Here is a 19,630-nt window from a genome sequence, read left to right on the forward strand (position 1 = left end):
CGCCTCGTCCGCCGACGGGAAGCGTTCCCGGATAACCCTCCGTTTACTATGGCTGCATTTGCCCGGGGTTTTTGGCCGCCGCCATCCCGATATTCGCCGCAGGTCGGGCTTTGGTCGGCTCAGCCTTATCCATTCTTTAAACGCTGGATGCGAGTTTCAAAGCCAACCAAAACAATCTGCAAAGCAGAGCTGTTCACGACGAGTGCGGGTGCGTTGAGTTGATGCCGATCAAGGCCAGATACGCAGAATTGCCTGGCGCGATGGCCGCCGGCTGCGAACGGATGGTCCATCCGTCCATCGTTGGGCGGAACGACCGCGAGCGCCAGCGCCGCTTCATCGGCGTCATGCTGGCCGCTCCATTCTTTGCTGCCGGAACCGCGGTCACGCTTGTCACTTCTGGCATGGGCGCCGCGGTCACCGTGGCCGCGATCTTCGCCGCATTCGGTCTGTGCTGGTTCGTCGCCCTGCTGGTGGCTGCGACCGGCAAGATGGCTTTGGCGGGCCAGATCGCGCTGGCCATGGCAGGCTTTGCCCTTGGCGCTCTCATCGCCGCCGCCGGCGGGCTGGGCTCTCCTGTCGCCATGCTGGTCGTGGCGCTTCCATACGAAGCCTGGTGGATTGGCGGCTCGCGGCGTGCCGCGCTCTGGGGCGCCGTTTCAGCCGTCACCGCCATTGCGCTTCAGCCCCTGGCCCCGGCTTTCTTTCCATTCGCGGGTGCGCAGATCGCGGCCTGGCATTGGCTGGTGCCGCTGGCCTGGGCGCTCACGCTCATCCCGCGCGTATCGGCGTTTCGCGACAGCTCCGTTACGACCGATATCGTGGATACCGGGGATCGGCTGGAAGACATCATCGACGCGGTGGTCTTGCGCGTCGCTCGCCATGGCGAGGTCCTGGATGCTTCCGCAAGGGCGCGCACGCTTTTGAAATTACCGCCGGAGCTGCTTTTCGGAACCGGCTTCTTCGACCGGATCCATCTTTCCGATCGCGTCTCCTATCTCAGCGCGTTGGCCGATATGCGCGATGGCGCACTGTCGCGGCGGCTCGATCTGCGCATCAGGCTGCCGCAGAATGGCAACGGGCAGAATGAAAATCGCTTGGCCGCCGACAATTATCGGCCATTCTCGCTCGAACTGGTGCGTGGTGAAGATCACGGCGATGTCTTCATGCTTGTCCTGCGCGAGAATGACGAGATCGCCGGGCTGCGCGAAGAGCTCGCGGGAGCCAAAGAGGCGGCCGCGTCCGCCGAAGTGGCAAAGGGCCGGTTCCTGGCGGTGGTGAGCCACGAACTGCGCACGCCGTTGAACGCCATCATCGGCTTCTCGGACATGCTGCTGCACGAGATGTTCGGTGCCTTCAAGGACCCGCGCCAGAAGGAATACGTCGCTCTGGTGCGGGATTCGGGCCAGCATCTGCTTGCCGTCGTGACGTCCATACTTGACGTGTCGAGGATCGAATCGGGTGTCTACGCGACGGAACCGGAGCCGTTCCGGTTCATGGAAGCCGTCGAAATGTGCCAGTCCATGATGCGGCTGCAGGCGCAGGCCAAGAACATCGACCTGCAGGCGCAGATCGCGCCGGACGCAGGCGACATCAATGCCGATCGCCGTGCCGTGCAGCAGATACTCATCAATCTCGTCTCCAATGCGATCAAGTTCACGCCCGATGGCGGCGATGTCGTCGTCGGCGCCAAGCGGATCGGCTCCCGTCTGCATTTCTGGGTCAGGGACACCGGCATCGGCATCGCCGAGGAGGATTTCGCCAATCTCGGCAAGCCCTTTATGCAGATCCAGAACGACTATACCCGCCGTTTCGAGGGGACGGGTCTCGGCCTTTCACTGGTGAAGGGCCTTGTGGCGTTGCACGAAGGCACCATGACGATCGAAAGCATGCCGGGCGAGGGCACCACGGTGACCATCAGTCTGCCGGTCAATGGGCCGAAGGGGCGCCCGGCCAGCCAGGCAGGGGTGCTGCCGATGCCGTTGACGAGGGCGAAAGGGGACGGAAATGGCTCGCTCCGCAAAACAGCGTAAGGCGGTCAAGCGCCGTAGTACCTTTCAGGACGGAGCCGTCGCCGTCGGCGGCATGATTTCGCGCAATCCTGTCCTGGTGGGTGGGTCGACGGCCTTTCTGGTGACGCTGTTCTATGTCTCGGCGAATGCGCTGTGGTATCAGCCTTTCCCGCATGCCGGGGCGTTTTTCGCCACCCGCAGCTTCCAGGGTTTCCCGCACACTGCCGCTGACGAGCCTGAGACGACGTTCAACATCGTGCGGCCGAATGCAGCGCCGGCACCGATCAAGGGCGATCCGGTGGTCGAGCAGGTGCAAGGCATTTTGAAGGACCTCGATTTCTACGCCGGCACGGTCGACGGCATTTCGGGCCCTAACACGCGCAAGGCCATACAGGCCTATCAGCAGAAGGTCGGCCTCGACGCCTCCGGGGATATCGATGCACTTCTGCTGGATCAGCTCGGCGCAACGCCAAAGACGGCCGCCGTGCCGAAGCCGCAGGCTCGTCCCGAAATATCGCCGGCGGTTCCGGTGTCCCTGCAGACAAGCGCGGCACCCGAGGGGCCCGATCCCCGCATCGTCAAGATACAGGCCGGACTCAAGGCGTTCGGCAATGACGACATGCAACTGGACGGCGTCGTCGGCGCCCGCACCAAGGCAGCGATCAAGGAATTCCAGTCCCTGTTCGGGCTACCGCAAACCGGAGAGCCCGATGAGATCGTCTACGTCAAGATGCGTGAGATCGGCCTGACTAACTGACGGCTGAAAACGACGCCTCGCCGGGCGGCGGAAATATCGGTAGATAGCCCGCACGCTTTCCGGAGTTTTGTCATGCGCGTCACCACGGACCTGTGGGTTTCAGCCCTGTTGCGACGGGTTTTCGGCGCCAGCGGATTTGCCGCCGTGGTCAAGCGCGGCGCGACAGAAGCCGGTGCTGTTTTCGTTCTGGCGCGAGGCAGGCTGGGCGAAATGGCCCTCTACGGACCGGCGCCGCAGACAAGCTACGATTCAGCCAAGCCCGACGACCGCTTCTTCAGCCTTCTCGCCGCCGGCGACGACGCCGCCGTCCTGGACGCGCGACTGGAGAGGGAAAAGAAGTTCGATCCCGACATCTGGGTGGTCGAGATCGAGGCCGGCACCGTTCTCGTCGAGGAGCTTATTTCCGTGAAGACGCCCTGAGGCGGGTGGTATCGTCGCCGGTCGATGCCTTGCGGCTATCGCTGTTCGCGGCCGCGGCTTCGCTAACCGGCGTCGGCACGGGCTCGGCTTTCCATCCCCGCACTCTCTGCAGAGCCACATCGCGGTGCAGGAGACGGTAGCGGTCGAGGAAGGTGCGGATCGCCTGCGGGTGTGGAAACTGGCCGGGATAGACGGCAACCGTGATCAGGAACGCCCGGTCCTCGCTCAGGTCGAGCGACCGCAGCGCCGCAAGCAGCGAGGCATAGTTCTGGCTGGCGACCAATGATCGCGCGGTTGAAAAATCGATGTCGAGGACGTCCGCGAGCGCCGTCTGGAAGAACGCTGCGTTTCCCGTCAGCGCTGTCTCGCGCAGTTTGACGTAGATGTCCGCGCCGGAGAACGCATCGACCTTCGCCGCCAACGCTTGATCGCCGGTGCGCATCATGGAACGCAGTCTGTGCCGCGCGTCTTCGGCGGCAATCCCGGGCGCCTGTTGCTTTGTGGTGCCGCTTGCGGCCGCTTCCGCCTTCACGGGTGCGATGGCTTGTTCAGCGGGGTTCTCCGTCTCCGGGTCCCGCACCCGCACCAGGGTCGGTCTTTCGAGTGCCCTGATCAGATCGGCGATGGTCGGGTTCAAATCCTTGCGGCGCGCGATGGCGCGCGCGTGCGGCAGCCCATGCCGGCCAATCAACGCAATCAGGTCGATATCGCTGACCGCGCGCGAGCGGATGAGCAGCGGCGCGGCAATGTCGACCGGTTCCTCGCAGAGACGGCGCACCAGCGCGGCAGGCGCATATTCACATTCCGAAAGCGCGGCTGCCACATAGCGTCGCGATTCGACGGATACATGGTCGAACAGCGGCAGCGTCAGGTCCTCAAGCTGGCCGATCTCACGGCGCGACGGACGGGTGAGCGAGCAGAACGCCGACACCGAGGCGCGAAACAGCCTTTCGGCCTTTCCCGATTCCGTCCGTGCCGCGATTTGCCTGAAGTCCGAAGATGACACGAAGGATACGCCCGATAACAGACACACACTTGACTACGCTTGACCGGGATCATGTCGGTTTCGCGATTGCCTCAGGCCAGAACGTCCTGACCTCAGAACAAAGATCAAAGTAGCGACGATCCGTTAGCGATCCGTTAACCCTCTGCCGGCCTTAATGATATTTGGAGGCGTTGCGTTGTGCTCCGGGGAAACCGAGAGGAATGCGCGAACCATGGGCATGGTACTGTCTTTCGTGCCGAGAACGGCACCGAGCAATCGAGCAAAGCAAGCGACCGAAATACCGGCGGCGGTGATCATCTTTCCCGGCATCCGCTACGAGCGGTCCAACACCGGCGAAGCGCGGCCCGCCGGGCCCGACAAGCCGGGATCGCCACGAACGCCGATGCCGCATCACTGAAGCAATTCCAGGAAAAGTGCGCAGCGGTTTTCCGTCCGGAATTGCGCGAAACCATACTGAAGCAATTCCAGGAAAAGTGCGCGGCGGTTTTCCGTCCGGAATTGCGCAGCCGACAGTTAGAAATCCTGCAGCTCGCAGGAACTCTGATCGAGAAAGCGCGACACGATGGGCTTCCAGCTGTCGTCCGGCACGAAGCTGCGGATGACGAAAATACCTTCGTCGATCGGCGCTTCGACGAAGATCGCACCTTGCAGGTCCTCGGGAAGATCCTTGCGCACGTCGATCATCTGCGCCGGCGTCAGCACCACGGCATCCAGCACGCCGCCGGTCGCGGTGCGATCGTTGAAGGAATAGATGTTGTGGCCGCCGCGGTCATAGACCGATACCGACCAGAACGGCACGTTCCCCGGCGCTTTGATCCGGACCATTCCCTCGTCCAGGTCGAACCGGCAGGCAGTGGCGTAGAACAGCGGGTCGACCGATTTCACCACCGGCGCGCCGCCGGCCTCGGCATCGAGCCGGTTCATCCGATAGAGATCCGAGACCATGGACAGCCGCGACCAGGCGTCGCGTTCTGAAAATTCAGGCACAAGAAGAAGCACGACGATATGCACGATGCCGGCGCCGACGAGGCCGAGCAGGACGGCATGCAGAAGCCTGCGCATCGCGGTGTTGAAACTACGCATCGCAGCCGACCTTCGCGATCCTGGGCAGCGAAACGTCGGACAGGCCGGTGCTGCTGGCGATCGGCGTATCGTAGAATGTCAGCACGAAATACATCCTGCCGAAGCCGTCGGTCAAAAGCCAGTTGCCGGGCATCGGGTGATGGCCGACGGAAATGATCACCGAATTGTCGGATTGGCGCAGAACCTCATAGGATTGAAGCGCCGCAAGCCGCGATTTGCCGGTTTCGACCACGCCAAGCGATTGATCGGCGGCGTAAAGCGTCCAGAACCGGGCGGTCGGAAATCCGCCCTCGATCGTGTAGGTGCATTCGCGCTTGAGCTGGTCGCCGGCAGCGTCATTTTCGGCGACGAAGGACAGCCCTTCGGCGCGGCCGAGCGCAAGCACGCCCTCGCGCGCCACGCGAGCCTTGGAATAGGGGTCCGCGCCCGGTGTGCCGATATCGGGAAAGGCGGTCCATTGGCCGATCCTGATCGCGCCGACGCCATCCTGGATTTTCAGCGCGTACCAGACGCTGGCGCCGCCGCCGCCAATGGCTATGGCAAGCGAAAGCAGCGTCAGGAAGGCATTCTTGAGCATGAAGGGGCCGGTACATGAAGAATTGCCGCTCGGGGATATCGCGGCGCGGGGCCTCATGGCAAGCGGGCCGATGGATTTGCCCGCTTGAGCCACTCAGAAAGAATCACAGCGCCGACAGCGTCTCGGGCGATGCTGGTGGATCTATGGCAGGTGCCGAGAGGAACAGCTTGGTCATGTCCCTCAAAGTCTGCGTGGTCCGGCCGGACAGTACCGCCGGCCGTTCGGCGGCGGCATCGGTCGCGGCCTGCTCGTCGTTCTTGTTCTGCGCGTCCGCGGCCTTGGCCGCGATCTCCTCGTCGACAAAGGGTTTGTCGATCCCGGGGATCGGCTTCAGGTCGATATTCTGGTGTGCGTAGACCATCAGGCGCTGCCACACCATCGCCGGCAGCGAGCCGCCCGTCATCTTCTTGGTCGGGGTGAAATCGTCATTGCCCAGCCACACGGCCGCGGTGTAGTTGCCGGTGAAGCCGACAAACCAGGCATCGCGGTAGGATTGTGTCGTGCCGGTCTTGCCGGCCACGACGATATTGGGCAACTGGGCGCGTCTCGCTGTGCCTATCACAGGAACCGCCGTCAGCATCGTGTTCATCGATTTCAGCGCTTGCTCGGACAGAACGCGGTGCGGCGGCGGCGCGTCCTTGGCGAAATCGTAGACCACTTCGCCGGTGCGGGTGACGAGTTGCGCGATGCCGTGCCGGGAGCCGACGAAGCCGTTCTGGGCGAACACGCTGTAGCCCGTCGCCTGATCCATCACCGTCATGCCCGAGGTGCCGAGCACCATGGTCTTGTGCCCCTCGAGTGGCGATTCCACGCCAAACGACTCCGCCATCGCCTTGATCGGGGGAATGCCGAGGTAGTCCTTGGCCAGCCGAACCGGCACGGTGTTGATCGATTTGGCCATCGCCATCAGCAGCGTGACGTTGCCGGCCGATCCGCCACTGTAATTGTGCGGCGACCAGGCGCCCCAGCTGATCGGACCACCCGAAATGACCGAGTTCGGTGTGAAGCCGTGTTCCATCGCGGTTGCGTAGACATAGGGCTTGAACGACGAGCCGGTCTGGCGCAACGCCTTGGTGGCGCGGTTGAACTGGCTGGTGCCGTAGTCGCGGCCGCCGACGATGGCCCGCACCGCGCCGTTCGTCTCGATGACGACGACAGCGCCTTCGGTGACATTGTATTCCTTGCCGAACTGGCGCAGATGGAATTCCACCGACTCCTCCGCCGCCTTCTGGATGTTGGCGTCGAAAGTGGTGTGGGCAACCAGTGAATGCTGCCCGGGTTTGGCAATTTTCTTGACCTCGTCGAAGGCCCAATCGAGAAAGTAATCGGGGCTTTTCTGCTCGCCGCGGTCGACCACATCGGCTGGGTGCAATCTTGCTTGCAGCACCTGGCCCTCGGTCATGAAACCGGAATCGACAAGATTGGACAGCACCACATTGGCGCGCGCGCGCGCCGCCGGCAGGTTGATGTGGGGAGCGTATTTGGTCGGCGCCTTGAACAGGCCGGCAAGCATCGCCGCCTCGGCAAGGTTCAGGTCCTTGACGCTCTTGCCGAAATAGAAGTCGGCGGCCGCCTCGATGCCGAACGTGCCGCCGCCCATATAGGCGCGATCGAGATAGAGCTGCAGGATCTCCTTCTTCGACAGATTGGCCTCGAGCCACAGCGACAGGAAGGCTTCCTTGATCTTGCGTTCGAACGTGCGCTCATTGGTGAGGAACAGGTTCTTGGCCAGTTGCTGGGTGATGCTGGAGCCGCCCTGGACGACGGAGTTCGCCCGCACATTCTCGAAGATTGCGCGCGAAAGGCCCAGCACGTCGATGCCGTAGTGATCGAAGAAACGGCGATCTTCAGTGGCGAGCACCGCCTTGATGACATGATCAGGCATCTCGTCGACCGGCACCGAGTCGCGTTGGATGATGCCGCGTTGGCCTATCTCGTTGCCATAGCGATCGAGGAAAGTGACGGCGAAGTCGCCCTGCGCGCGCCAGTCGCCTGCCGTATCCTGGAAGGCCGGAATGGCCAATGCCAGCATCACCACGATACCGCCGGCACCCAGCGTAAAGCCTTCGCTCAGCAGTTCGATGATGCCGCGACGCCAGCCGGTGAAGCGGAAGTGCCGGGAGAAGATCGTCGCCGCTTCCCAGAACTGGCGCGCCTTGAAGCCGATCTCGTAGAGCGAGGAATCGATCCAGGCATCCAGCGCCAGCAGGCGGGAGGCGATCGGACCTCTTCTCTTGCGCGGTTCAGGGCTGACCATTCAAAAACCCGGCTCGGCTGTGGCATGACCTGAAAACCGCAAGCAGACAATTTCAGGGCAGCGCTCCGCCCCGACTATTCATCCATTTTGCGGGCACTCACAAGGGCGGCCAGGGCACAGCGCACGGTTTGTTGGCGCAAAGGGCGGGGGCAGGCATGGATGGCGACCGCCGCCGCCTCGAAGCCGCGCGTCTTGATCTGGCTGGCCCAAGGTCGGAGCGATCATCCTGCCAGAAGGCAGTGCTTCAAACGATCATCGCGGCGAGGCCGCCGCGATTGCTGCCTGCAGCAGAACCCGCGCGCCGATGACCGCGTGGGCGGGCTCTACATATTCCGCTTCGTTGTGGCTAAGCCCGTCACGGCAGGGCACGAAAATCATCGCGGCGGGCGCCACCCGAGCGAGGAACAGCGCGTCATGGAATGCGCCCGATATTATCTGCTTGTGCGGTAGCCGCAGCGAACGGACTGCCTCCTCGACTATTTTCACCATGTCGGGAGAGAATGCCGCCCCCGGCATGTCGAACGACCGTCCGATCACTGCCGAGCAATGCTGGGCTCCTGCCTCCGCCGCGCAGACCTGGCGCACCTCGGCCTCGATGGCCTCGAGCCGCTCCGGCTGCGGATGCCTGATGTCGACGGTGAAGATCACGGATTGCGGTATGGCGTTGATCGATCCCGGCTGAGCGGCTACCCGGCCCACCGTGAACCGCGCGCGGCTATCGAGCGGCATGATAGTCGTCTGCAGCCTGCGCATTGCGGCAACGGCGGCGACCATCGGATCCCTGCGGTAGGCGAGGGCGGTCGTACCGGCGTGACCCGCAGCGCCCTCAATGGAAACTTCCAGCCAGCGCGTGCCCTGAACGGCGGTGACGACACCGATCGGCAATCGCTCCTGTTCCAGGGACGGTCCCTGTTCGATATGCAGCTCGATATAGCCTGATATCGACATGCCGAGCGGACGAAGGCCCGCCTCCGGCAAGGCAGCGATCGTTGCCTCGATCTCCGTCCCGAGGCACGCGCCGTCGCTACCGACTATCGATTTCCATGCGGCGACGTCGGTGCCGGCGAAGGCCATGGAGCCCATCGCACCCGGCGCGAAGCGGCTGCCCTCTTCATTGGCCCAGGCAACGACCTCGATTGGCATTCGGGTTTCGGCCTGCGCGTCCTCCAGCGCCTCCAACGCCTCGAAGGCGGAAAGCGTACCGAGCGCACCGTCGAAGCGTCCGCCGGTCGGCTGGCTGTCGAGATGACTGCCGATCAACAGCGGCGGCAGCCTGGCATCCACGCCATCGCGGCGGATGAAGAGGTTCGCGATGCCATCCTGAAAAACGGCGAAGCCGCGCTCCTTCGCGAGTTCCGCCAGCAGGCGCCGTGCGCCGCGGTCCTCCGCACTGAACGCCTGCCGGTTGACGCCCCCGGCGGGAGTCGCGCCGATCCGGGCGAACGCGTCGAGCCGTCCGAGCAGCCGCTCGCCGTCGATCTCCGGCACCAAAGTCACCGCTTGAGGCCGCGGATGAAGGCGTTTACCCGTTGCTTATCGACCTGGTTCCACCAGACGCCATCATGTTTCAGCGAACTGGCGACAATGACGCCGTCGACGATGTCGAGGATATCGTTGGCGTTTTCGGGCGTCACGCCGCTGCCGACAAGCGTCGGCAGTCCAGCGGCGTCCTTGATCATCCTGATGTAGCCGAGGTCGGCGGCGTGGCCGGTGCGTTGGCCGGTGGCGATCACCGCGTCGGCGTCGAAGAAGACCAGGTCCTTGACCTGTTCCTCGACCGGCCGGTCGGCGACGATCGCATGGGCGCCATGCTTGACATGCGCATCGGCGAAGATGCGGATGCCGTTGGCCCGAAGTCTGGCGCGGAAACGCATGGCCCGCGCCGCTTCGCCTTCGATAAAGCCCTCATTGGCGACATAGGCATTGGCCCATTGATTGACGCGGACAAAGGCCGCGCCGGAGGCACTGGCGATCGACAGCGCGGGAATGGAGGCATTGGCGAGCACGTTGATGCCGATCGGCCGGCCGAGTTCCCTGCGGATCCGATCGGAGACGACGGACATATAGGCGGAGGTTTCGGGCCCGATGTCGTCCGGCTTGGCGAACGGCACGTCGCCGTGGTTTTCGACGATCACGCCGTCGCAACCGCCATCGAGATAGGCTTTGGCGTCGTCGAGGCCCCGCTGGTAGATGGCCTCGACCGCCTCGCCATCGTAGCGTGGCGCGCCTGGCAGGGGTGCCAGGTGAACGACGCCGATCACCACTTTGCTTCTGCCGAAGATCGACCGCAGCGCGTCATTGGCGACCTGTTTGGAACCGATGGATTTTGTGGATTTTGTCATGCGGTTTCCGCTTCCGTCGTTTCCATGAGTATTTTCATCTCGCGTCTGTCGGGGCAGGATTCGAGCGTTCCGGCGCGTCCGACCGAGATCGCCGCGGCGCGTACCGCGATCCGCACCGCCGTGGCGAGGTCCATGCCGCCTGCAAGGCAGCCGGCGAGGCAGCCGCAAAAGACATCGCCCGCGCCGCTGGTGTCTAGCACGGCCACGCTCGGCGCCGCGAACCGGTCGATCCGTCCTTCGCCATCGGCCACCAGACAGCCACCCGCGCCAAGCGTCACGATCACGGTGTCGGCGCCCCGGCGGATCAATTCGCGGGTTGCCGCGGCAGGGTCGCTGGCTCCGGTCAATTGCTCCGCTTCGCCCGCATTGACGATTGCAAGGCCGACGGCGCTCAAACTGGGTGCACGGCTGGCAACAAGCGGGCTGGGATTGAAGATAGTAACGGCTCCCGCATCGCACCCCGCCCTGAGGCAAGCCGCCGTCACATCCGCACCAAGGTTGCCCTGCATCATCAAGATATCGCCGTGCTCGACCGATCGGATAAAGCCGCCGTCAGCCACGGGATCGAAGGCGGCGGCGCAACTGGCGCCGGTGACGATGAGGTTCTCGCCCCGCACATCGACCAGGATCGTCGACCGGTCGCTGGGCAGCGCCAGCATCGTCAGATGGCTGGCATCGAGATCGCGGCGCAACTGCTCGCTTATCCATGCTCCGGCGGCATCGTTGCCGATCGCCGCATGGAAGCGGACGTCGGCTCCCGTACGCGCGGCGGCCACCGCCTGGTTCGCCCCCTTGCCGCCAAGTCCGTCGCCATGTTCCGATGCGCTCAGCGTCTCGCCAGGCCGCGGAAACCGGTCCAGCCGAAACGTCGTATCGACGCAGACATTGCCGACGACATGGACGCGCATGGCTAATCCCTGGCCGTTGCCCAGCCCAGCATCTGTTCGAACAGCGTCTTGTAGCCATTCCAGGCGATGAAGCCCGGCGGCAGCCAGTGCGGGCCGACATCCGAAGTCCAGGCAACGGTACGGCCCTTGCCATATTTGCCGGTAACCAGCAGTGGCAGGGAACGGTAGTCGGACGACACCGTGGCGAGAACCTCCGCGCCGTCCTTGACGGCGACCTCGTTGAAGCCGAGCAGGATTGGCCAATCCTTCCCGATGCCCTTGAGGATCGGATGGGTCTGCGGGCCGACAACGACTGGCGCATAGCCTTCGGGAACCTCGACGCGGTCGTCCACCGGCAGGCAGGTGACCGGTAGAACCTCCTCGACGGGCGTCTTGTGATAGCGCGCGCCGCCATTGATGCCCTGGAAACTGTAATAGCCGCCGAACATCAACAGGCCGCCGCCATTGCCGACATAGTCGCGCAGCAGGCGCAGCCGGTTCGGTGTTGGTTTGGAATGGATCCAGGTGTCGGGGTGAAGCAACAGCGTGTTGGCGCCAAGATCGGAAAGTACGACCGCGTCATAGGCCGAAAGCGTTTCCATCGTCTGCGGGAAATTTCGCTGTGCCTCATGCGCCGGCATGAAGGTGACGTCGAACGGACCATCCTTCAGCGCTGTCAGCAGTTCATCGGCGCCGGTGTGATAGGTCACGGTCGGAAACTGGTCGAAGCCTTTGATATGGGTCGCGGTCGAGACCCAGGACTCGCCTGCGAGAAGAACCTTCTTCCTGGACATGTATATTCCCTTGTTGCTTGGAGCCGCGGCTCAGGGGCCTTCGCCGAACACGGTCATTGGATTGTCGATGAGCATGCGGTCGATTGCCGACTGCTCGACGCCATGGCGTCTCAGCCTCGGCACGAAATGCTTGAGAATGAAGCTGTAGCCGAAGCCGCCAAAGCGCGTCAGCATGATCTTGAGAAAGACGTCCTGCGACAGCAGAATCCGGTCGACCAGCCCCATGTCGATCAGCGAGCGGATCGCCTGCGCATTCTGCTCGTCGGAAGGCGACTGCGCGTCCTGGTCGGCATAATAGAAATCCATGCCGATCATGTCGTATTCCAGAAAAGCGCCGCGTGCGGCGAGGCTTTTCTGGTAGGCGAGATCGTTGTGGCTCGGATTCATGTGGCAAAGCACCGTATGCCTGAGATCGGCGCCTTCGGCCTCCACCATGTCGAGCACGTCATGCGCCAGCCGTTCCCAGCCCGGCAGATGGATGGTCAGCGGCACGCCGGTGATCTTGGCGGCGCGGGCCGAAGCCCGCAGCGACTTGCGCTCCTCGTCGGTAAAGTCCTTGCTGACGCCGACCTCGCCGATGATGCCGGCCATGATTTCGGGCTGTGTCGACCCGCCGCCGACATCGTTGACGAGGAATTCGGTGACGTCGTCGACGTCCATCGCCTTCAGCCATTCGGGGTGGGTGTGCTGCAGGTAAAAGCCTGTTCCCATGACTATGCGCAGTCCGGAGGCGCGGGCGATGCGAGCCAGCTTCACCGGATCGCGGCCAATACCGATATTGGTGGCATCGACCACGGTATGGCCGCCGAGCGCCCGGTACTTCGCCAGTTCCGAAAGCGCCAGGTCGCTGTCGTCGAGCGAGACGTTGTCGCGGTTCATGTAGGGGTTCATCCGCAGCTCGCCGATGATCTCCATACTGACCGGCTGTTCGGCGATCTTCTTCTCGTCGGGATGGCATGGGCATTTCCACGATGTCGAGCCATCCAGAAGGATATGCTCGTGCATCAGCGTCACGCCCATGTCGGCGATCGCGACCGGGCCGGTAACGGTGATCACGGTGCCAGAGCCAACACCGATCGGCACCCGTTGTTTCGGCGTGTTGTCGAACAGGTGATCCATGTCAGCGGCTCCGCGCGGCGCCCTTGAACAGGCGGAAATTCAGCCAGATGGCAACGAGGATGATTGTGCCGGTGACGATCGGCGTCAGGAAGGGCGACATGTGGGCGAGGATCAGGCCGTTGCCGATGACCGCGACGGTCAACGCGCCAAGCACGGTGCCGATGATCGTGCCGCGCCCGCCGAACAGGCTGGTGCCGCCAAGCACTACGGCGGCGATGACATCGAGTTCGAAACCCTGGCCGGAATTCGACGAGCCGGAACCCAGCCGGGCGGCAAGAACAATACCGGCCGCCGCCGCCGCCGTGCCCGACAGGACATAGACGAAGAGCGTCGTGAAGCGTGTATCGACGCCGGCGCGGCGCACGGCTTCGGCATTGGCCCCGATGCCGGTGACGTAGCGGCCGAACGGCGTCTGGTTGAAGGCGAGATAGGCGACGATCAGGACGACAAGGGCGAGCAGTGCGGGTACGGGAACACCGAGAAACCAGGCCCTGCCGATGTTGACGAAGAAACTCGTCGGCTCGACCGGGATCGAGTAGCCGCCGGTGATCAGCAGCGCCACCCCGCGAATGACCGAGAGCCCGGCGAGCGTGACGATGAAAGCCGGTATCCGCTCATAGGCAATGAAGAAGCCCTGCAAGGCGCCGATCGCCGCGCCGAGCGCCAGCATGGCGATGATGACGAGCGGCCATGGCAGGCCAGCCTGAAGCAAGACGGCCGACAGTGTCGCCGTCAGGGCCAGCACCGAACCGACCGAAAGATCGATGCCGCCGGTGGTGATGACGAAGGTCATCGCTGCCGCGACGATCAGCAGCGGCGCTGACTGGCGCACGATGTTGAGCAGGTTGGGCGCCGTCAGGAAGGAGCCGGTGATCAGCGAGAAGACCACGCAGACGACGATGAAGAACAGCGCAATGGATACGACGCTGCCATTGGCTATCGCCACATCCTTCCAAGTGCCGTTGTGGGCGCGCTTGGCCGGCGGGGCGCCAACATCGGCGGAGGTGACGTTCATGGCTGTACCTCCTCGTCGCGGCTGGCGCGGGCCGAACGCGCCATGAATTTCCGGCCGACGATCAGGTTGACGACCTCCTCGATGCTGGTGTCGCCGATCTTTCGTTCGGCGACGTTGCGGCCCTCATACATGACCTGGATGCGGTCACAGACCAGGAACAGGTCCTGCAGCCGATGAGTGATGAGGATAACGCTGACACCGCGGGCGCTGACGGCGCGGATGAGTTCCAGAACCGCCTCGACTTCCGCCACCGCAAGGGCGGCGGTTGGCTCGTCCATGATCAGCACCGACGGGTCGAAGGAAGCGGCGCGACCGATGGCGATCGACTGGCGCTGCCCGCCGGAGAGGTTTTCGACCTTGAGCGTCGTGTCGGCGATGACGATGCCGAGCCGCTCGAGCATCTCGCGGGTCTCGTCATGCATGCGCTTGTTGTCGAGAAAGGGAACGCCGAGAACGTGGCGGCGCGGTTCACGGCCAAGGAAGAGGTTGCCCGCCACATCCACCGTGTCGCAGAGCGAAAGGTCCTGGTAGACCATCTCCACCCGTGCGGCGCGGGCATCGGCCGGTGACGAAAAGGCTACAGGTTTGCCATCGATCTCGATCGTGCCGGAATCCGGAATGACCGCACCGGACAGAACCTTGCTCAGGGTGGATTTGCCGGCGCCATTGTCGCCGACCAGACCGAGCACCTCGCCAGGCTTCAGGTTCAGTGAGACATCGTCCAGCGTCTGGATAGGGCCGTATCGTTTGGAAATACCGGTCATCCTGACGCGGTAGGTCTCGCCATCGCTCATCATGGTTCCAGTTCTCTGCGCGGCATGTTCGAATGATAGGCTGCCGGGCTGCGCACGCAATCCATGAGATCGATGCGCAGCCCGGCCGTCCGGGGAGGATCTTACTTGAACATGTCCTTGAACTGGCCGACATTTTCCTTGGTCACGATGGTGATCGGAACATTGATGATCGGTTCGATCTTCTCGCCCTTCTTGAGCTTGACGAAGGCTTCGATGGCAGCCTTGCCTTCACCGGCCGGATCCTGCTGGACGACGGCGACCACCCAGCCCTCTTCGAGACCTTGCACGGCCGACTTGGTCAGGTCCCAGCCGAACACCTTGACGTCGCCAGTGCGAGCCTGGCTGGTGACGGCGGAAACCGCGCCGAGCAGAGCCGGCTCGCCGGTCGCGTAAAGCGTCGTCATGTCGGGATTGGCGGTCATCAGGTTTTCGGAGGCGGAGAGTGCTACGTCCTGCACGTTCTGACCATCGACGGTGTCGAGGAAGGTGACCTTCTGGCCGCTGTCGGTGACGGCCTTCTTGAAGCCGTCGAGACGCTGGTTCTGGATGAACGAATTGAGCGCGCCGACGACGCCGATCTTGGCGGTTCCGTTCAGCTTGGCCTTGACGTATTCGGCGTAGAACTTGCCGATATCCTCGCCGGCCTTGGTGTTGTCGACACCGACGAAGGCGATGTTGTCGCCATTCGGGATCTGCGCGTCGATGGCGATGACGGGAATGCCGGCGGCCTTGGCCGCGGTGATTGCCGGCTTCACACCGTTGACATCGATGGCGACGAGAATGATGCCGTCGACCTTTTGGGTAATGTAGTTCTCGATCGCGTCGTTCTGCGCGCTCGGCACATTGTTGGCGTTGAAGATGACGAGGTCGACGCCGGCAGCTTTTGCCGCCGCTGTCGCACCGTCATTGATCTGGTTGAAGAACAGAGCCTGCTGGTTGATGGTCACCAGCGCATAGGTCTCGGCCATGGCGGAAACAGAGCCAAGCGCGAGGGTCATGGCGATGGCTGCGACGCAGCCTGAAAGTATCTTGGTAAGACGCATTCCGGTTCCCCTTGGTTTTGCGAAAGGCCCTTGATCGGGCTCACCTGGCGCCTTGGCGCACAGCCATAATTCAAGATGCTTGATTTATTGTCAAGTCACTTGAATTAGTGTCAACGAAAGGAAATGGAGCGCGGCGGATCAGAATGTCGCCGGCGTGTTCACCCAGAAAATGCTGGCGCGCTCATCGCCGACATTGCGGTACCAGTGCGGCAGTTCGGAGTTGAAAACGAAGGAATCGCCGGCGGACAGGCGAAACGTCTTTTCACCGACCATCAGTTCGATGGCGCCTTCCAGGAGATAGCCGACTTCCTCGCCGGCATGCTGGATCGGACCCGCGCTTTCCCCGCCTGCCTCGATATGATGGATGTTGCACTGCAGGAGATGGCCTGGCGAATAAGGAATGACACGCTCCAGCGAGATGCCTTCGCCGCGCCGAAGCGGATCGAGTGCGATCAACGGCCGCGCTCCAGCCCGAAAGACGATGCCTTCCTCGCCATCGGACTCCTCGAACATCCAGCCGATGTTCGTACCGAGCACCTCGACAAGCCGGTGAAGCATGGGAAGGGAGGGCGAGACTTTGCCGTTTTCGACCTTGGAAAGCAGGCTTTCAGAGCAGTTCGCGGCGGCAGCGAGCGCCTTCAAGGTCAGCCCACGCGTCTGCCGGGAGAGCTTCAACCGGGTGCCGAGCCGCAAGAGGCTGGTGGCGGTCGATCGCTCGTCGCTGCCCTTGCTGTTGTGGGTATCGATCTTGTTCATCGGGGACGCGAACAACTCCGCTGGTTGGGCCGACTCGTAAAACCGATCCCGGGCGTTGTCCATCCCGTGAAAATCGGACAACGCGCCGGACGGGTGCCGAGGACCCATCCAGGGTAGGCGCCGCGCTCGCCGTTTCGATGCCGGCGAGAGCGGCGGTCCCTTACGCCGCTTCGCGCTTCAGCGCCTGCGCCATGCAATGAATGCCGCCGCCGGTCTTGGAGATTTCGCTCATGTCGACCGCTGCGACCTCGAACCCACGCGCCTTGAGCTGGCCGATGAGCGTCTGGCTGGAGGTCGGCGCGATCACCCTGTCCTTGCCGAGCGACATGAAGTTGCAGCCGAGCGCCATCGTGTCCTGGAACGGCACGTCGATGATTTCGTGGCCCTTGCCCTTCAGCCAGTCGACGATGTCGGGCTCGGTGCAGGCGAGGCAGACGGCGGTCAGTTTTTCGGCGATCGGCACCACCATCAGGTCGATGTGAACGTAATATTCGTCGATGAAGGCGATGCGGGTCTCCCAGCCCTCCTTCTCGAACCAGCCCTGCACCTGGCGCGCGCCTTCTTCCTGGGTGCGGGCGCCGCCGCAGCCGATCAGCACCACGCCATCCTCGATGACGTTGAAGTCGCCGCCTTCGAACGTGCCAGCAGTAACCATGTCATAGATTGGAATGCCGAGTTTTTCGTAGGTACGGATCGCGGCATAATTCTCGCCGCGCCGCCACCAGTTGGCCATGGCGGTGATCACGGCGCCATAAGGCGTCATGACGCTGGAATCACGGGAATAGACCTGCATCGGCAGCTCCGGCGTTGGCTCGTGCCAGTGGATATTGACACCGAAATGCTCATAGGCGGCGACAAGGTCCTTGTGCTGCGCCTGCGCGATCTGGACGTTGCAGGGCGCCTCGCGCAGGTGCTTGCGCGACAGCGAGCTGGTCGACAGATGGCGCAGGAAATTGGGCGAGCCGAGCAGCACATCGGTGAGCACGTCGGTTTCATTGGCAAAACCCCAGGCGGTCAATGGCTTGGTGCCGCCGGCCGGATTGCGGCGCTGCAGCGAAAACGGCTCGGCGACGATGCGGTCATGAACGGTCATGGAGTTCTCCTCGTGAGGCGGTTTGGAGGGATTGGTTGCTTGGGATCCACCAGTCGCGGCCGCGCGGCGTGGTGACATATTCCGGCCAGCGAAAACCGATCGGCGGTTCGTAGTCGCAGAGCGGCGCGATCCAGTTTGAGCCGCCAATGCCGCCCCCGGTTCGGGCAATGAATTCGGCCATCGCCGCATCGCGGGCCGTCTTGTCCTCCAGCAGGCGAAGGGCGGAGCACGCGATCGTTTTTGCCGCGCAGGCGACCATCGGATCGATCGTCGCCGGAATGCCGCCCAGCGCGTTCATCGCCCAGGCAGGGTAGGCACGGCCGCTTGTGGAGCGCAGCGCCGGACGGGCGACATAGAAGCGCGCCGTCGGCGCGTGCCAGCTCATGTCCGTGTAGTCGTCCGAGGTCGAATTCACCTGCGAGGGCGGCAGGTCACGCCGCAGGATCGCCTCGGCTTGCTTGGGGTCGATCAGTTGCTCCAACTCGTCGATGAACGGATTTTCGGTCGCCACGCCGCCGGCATGGACCTGGATCTCGCGGGCGATCGCCTTCGCGGATTCGTCCCATTGGGGCGGGCCTACCGTCGACAGAGCCTCATAAGCGATCTCGGCCATGGCGTGGTTGGCCAGCCCCGGCCGCGACTTCGATACCCAATGCCGTTCGTAGCGGCAGCCGCTGATCGCGGCGGCGGCGGCGGCATTGCGATCGAGCGCTGCGGTGACCTGTTCGGCCATGGCAAGCGTCGGCACGCGGATCATGTACTGGATTTCCGCCAGTCCGGCCGGCAGATTGTCGGCGGTGGCCTGGCCGGCAGTCAGGATCGCCTCACTGATCGACCAGCCGCCCTGGTGCGGCAGCATGGAGTCACGTAGCGCCTTGGAGGCCATGTACATCGTCATCAGCGCGTCGTTGGCGCCGGGCGCGCGGACCGCCGAGTGCGCCTGCGGGATCGGCGCGCCGTCGCCCGCCAGTATCCAGCTCTCCGGCTCGTCGCAGATGAAGCGGTAGATCATGGCGTAAGCCGCGCCGCAATGCGTGTCCCAGCGCGCCGTGTTGCAGAGCGGCAGCATGTAGAAGGGATGGAAGGAGATCATGCCGGCGAGGCCGTCATAATAGCCCTTGGCCGCATGAATAGGCTTCGACCCGCGCACCTTTTCCGCGGGTTCACCGGTAAAGCGCAACGTGCCAGGAATGCCGTGTCGCTGCATGGCAGCCTTGGTGGCGAGCAGACCGCCGAGGCCCGCCATGCCCAATCCCGAATGCGGATCGGTATGTCCGCCCGCTTCGAAACCGAGACCGGGGCGTGCCTGCTTCACCGTCACCGCGTCCTGGCAGTTTCCGGGCACCGCGTCGTACTCGGCATACATGCCGATGGTTGGTCCCGCGCCGTTCGTCCAGTGGGCGCAAAACGCGGTCGGCATCCCGCCCGAGCCCTCCTCGACCGAAAAGCCCTCATGCCTCAGCCGCGCCACATACCAGGCGGCCGACTGATATTCACGCCAGGCGGTCTCGCCATAGTCGAAAATCGTGCGCGTCCATTGCGACAGCGATGGCTGGATGCCATCGAGGCAGGCAAGCGCGGTCGCTTGCGCCGGTGTGGTGACCGCTTTCTCCATGGCGAGAGAAGAAAGCAGTGAAGCGGCTCGCCAAAAAGTGATATGTTTTCCCGGTTCATGCAA

At 63.4% G+C, this 19,630-nt stretch carries 19 protein-coding genes; 4 read left to right on the plus strand and 15 right to left on the minus strand.

Annotated elements, in window-relative coordinates; genetic code table 11:
- The first annotated feature begins 281 nt into the window (after positions 1-281).
- From NKJ26_RS03585 to NKJ26_RS03595, 3 genes are all read left to right on the plus strand, one after another.
- On the plus strand, positions 282-2,030 hold the full coding sequence (locus NKJ26_RS03585; protein ID WP_352693853.1) for a sensor histidine kinase: 1,749 nt from the start codon (positions 282-284) through the stop codon (positions 2,028-2,030).
- Positions 2,005-2,766: a peptidoglycan-binding domain-containing protein gene (locus tag NKJ26_RS03590; protein WP_352693739.1), complete on the plus strand. Its 762-nt coding sequence runs from the start codon at positions 2,005-2,007 to the stop codon at positions 2,764-2,766. Before NKJ26_RS03585 ends, NKJ26_RS03590 begins: the two co-directional genes overlap by 26 nt.
- Positions 2,767-2,838: 72 nt before the next feature.
- Positions 2,839-3,186: a DUF1491 family protein gene (locus NKJ26_RS03595; RefSeq protein ID WP_352693741.1), complete on the plus strand. Its 348-nt coding sequence runs from the start codon at positions 2,839-2,841 to the stop codon at positions 3,184-3,186.
- On the opposite strand, the gene NKJ26_RS03600 is transcribed toward NKJ26_RS03595, so the two are convergent.
- Positions 3,164-4,192, minus strand: coding sequence for a hypothetical protein (locus NKJ26_RS03600; protein WP_352693743.1), 1,029 nt, complete (start codon positions 4,190-4,192; stop codon positions 3,164-3,166). The two genes, NKJ26_RS03595 and NKJ26_RS03600, sit on opposite strands and share 23 nt — an antisense overlap.
- 211 nt (positions 4,193-4,403) lie before the next feature.
- Here NKJ26_RS03600 and NKJ26_RS03605 point away from each other — a divergent pair, with 211 nt between their 5' ends.
- Entirely contained in the window at positions 4,404-4,589 is a 186-nt protein-coding gene (locus NKJ26_RS03605; protein ID WP_352599542.1) for a hypothetical protein, read from the plus strand.
- Between the two features lie 116 nt (positions 4,590-4,705).
- Here NKJ26_RS03605 and NKJ26_RS03610 read toward each other — a convergent pair whose 3' ends face one another.
- From NKJ26_RS03610 to NKJ26_RS03675, 14 genes are all read right to left on the minus strand, one after another.
- Positions 4,706-5,275: a DUF1254 domain-containing protein gene (locus tag NKJ26_RS03610; RefSeq protein ID WP_352693745.1), complete on the minus strand. Its 570-nt coding sequence runs from the start codon at positions 5,273-5,275 to the stop codon at positions 4,706-4,708.
- On the minus strand, positions 5,268-5,852 hold the full coding sequence (locus tag NKJ26_RS03615) for a DUF1214 domain-containing protein (RefSeq protein ID WP_352693747.1): 585 nt from the start codon (positions 5,850-5,852) through the stop codon (positions 5,268-5,270). The genes NKJ26_RS03610 and NKJ26_RS03615 overlap by 8 nt, the downstream gene beginning before the upstream one ends.
- 103 nt (positions 5,853-5,955) lie before the next feature.
- Positions 5,956-8,109: a transglycosylase domain-containing protein gene (locus NKJ26_RS03620; protein WP_352693749.1), complete on the minus strand. Its 2,154-nt coding sequence runs from the start codon at positions 8,107-8,109 to the stop codon at positions 5,956-5,958.
- Positions 8,110-8,361: 252 nt separating this feature from the next.
- Positions 8,362-9,606 carry a Zn-dependent hydrolase gene (locus NKJ26_RS03625; RefSeq protein ID WP_352693750.1) on the minus strand — a complete coding sequence of 415 codons (1,245 nt, stop codon included), beginning with the start codon at positions 9,604-9,606 and terminating at the stop codon, positions 8,362-8,364.
- Positions 9,603-10,451 carry a BtpA/SgcQ family protein gene (locus NKJ26_RS03630; protein WP_027022814.1) on the minus strand — a complete coding sequence of 283 codons (849 nt, stop codon included), beginning with the start codon at positions 10,449-10,451 and terminating at the stop codon, positions 9,603-9,605. The genes NKJ26_RS03625 and NKJ26_RS03630 overlap by 4 nt, the downstream gene beginning before the upstream one ends.
- The gene (locus tag NKJ26_RS03635) at positions 10,448-11,359 is read right to left on the minus strand and encodes a ribokinase (protein ID WP_352693752.1); all 912 of its coding nucleotides are present in this window, start codon (positions 11,357-11,359) and stop codon (positions 10,448-10,450) included. Before NKJ26_RS03635 ends, NKJ26_RS03630 begins: the two co-directional genes overlap by 4 nt.
- A gap of 2 nt (positions 11,360-11,361) precedes the next feature.
- Positions 11,362-12,132 carry a glutamine amidotransferase gene (locus NKJ26_RS03640; RefSeq protein ID WP_027022812.1) on the minus strand — a complete coding sequence of 257 codons (771 nt, stop codon included), beginning with the start codon at positions 12,130-12,132 and terminating at the stop codon, positions 11,362-11,364.
- Positions 12,133-12,162: 30 nt separating this feature from the next.
- Positions 12,163-13,251 (minus strand): phosphotriesterase family protein, encoded by a 1,089-nt coding sequence (locus NKJ26_RS03645; RefSeq protein WP_352693754.1) that lies wholly within the window; start codon positions 13,249-13,251, stop codon positions 12,163-12,165.
- Position 13,252: 1 nt separating this feature from the next.
- Positions 13,253-14,266 (minus strand): ABC transporter permease, encoded by a 1,014-nt coding sequence (locus tag NKJ26_RS03650; RefSeq protein WP_352693756.1) that lies wholly within the window; start codon positions 14,264-14,266, stop codon positions 13,253-13,255.
- Positions 14,263-15,063, minus strand: coding sequence for an ATP-binding cassette domain-containing protein (locus NKJ26_RS03655; protein ID WP_502903078.1), 801 nt, complete (start codon positions 15,061-15,063; stop codon positions 14,263-14,265). The genes NKJ26_RS03650 and NKJ26_RS03655 overlap by 4 nt, the downstream gene beginning before the upstream one ends.
- Positions 15,064-15,161: 98 nt before the next feature.
- Positions 15,162-16,103: an ABC transporter substrate-binding protein gene (locus tag NKJ26_RS03660; RefSeq protein ID WP_352693760.1), complete on the minus strand. Its 942-nt coding sequence runs from the start codon at positions 16,101-16,103 to the stop codon at positions 15,162-15,164.
- A 138-nt stretch (positions 16,104-16,241) separates the two neighbouring features.
- Positions 16,242-16,859, minus strand: coding sequence for a cupin domain-containing protein (locus tag NKJ26_RS03665; protein WP_352693762.1), 618 nt, complete (start codon positions 16,857-16,859; stop codon positions 16,242-16,244).
- Positions 16,860-17,019: 160 nt separating this feature from the next.
- Positions 17,020-17,952 (minus strand): dimethylarginine dimethylaminohydrolase family protein, encoded by a 933-nt coding sequence (locus NKJ26_RS03670; protein WP_352693764.1) that lies wholly within the window; start codon positions 17,950-17,952, stop codon positions 17,020-17,022.
- Entirely contained in the window at positions 17,939-19,567 is a 1,629-nt protein-coding gene (locus NKJ26_RS03675) for a zinc-binding metallopeptidase family protein (protein WP_352693766.1), read from the minus strand. The genes NKJ26_RS03670 and NKJ26_RS03675 overlap by 14 nt, the downstream gene beginning before the upstream one ends.
- Positions 19,568-19,630 lie beyond the last annotated feature (63 nt).

The sequence above is a fragment of the Mesorhizobium sp. M0152 genome (assembly GCF_040322415.1).
GTDB lineage: Bacteria > Pseudomonadota > Alphaproteobacteria > Rhizobiales > Rhizobiaceae > Mesorhizobium.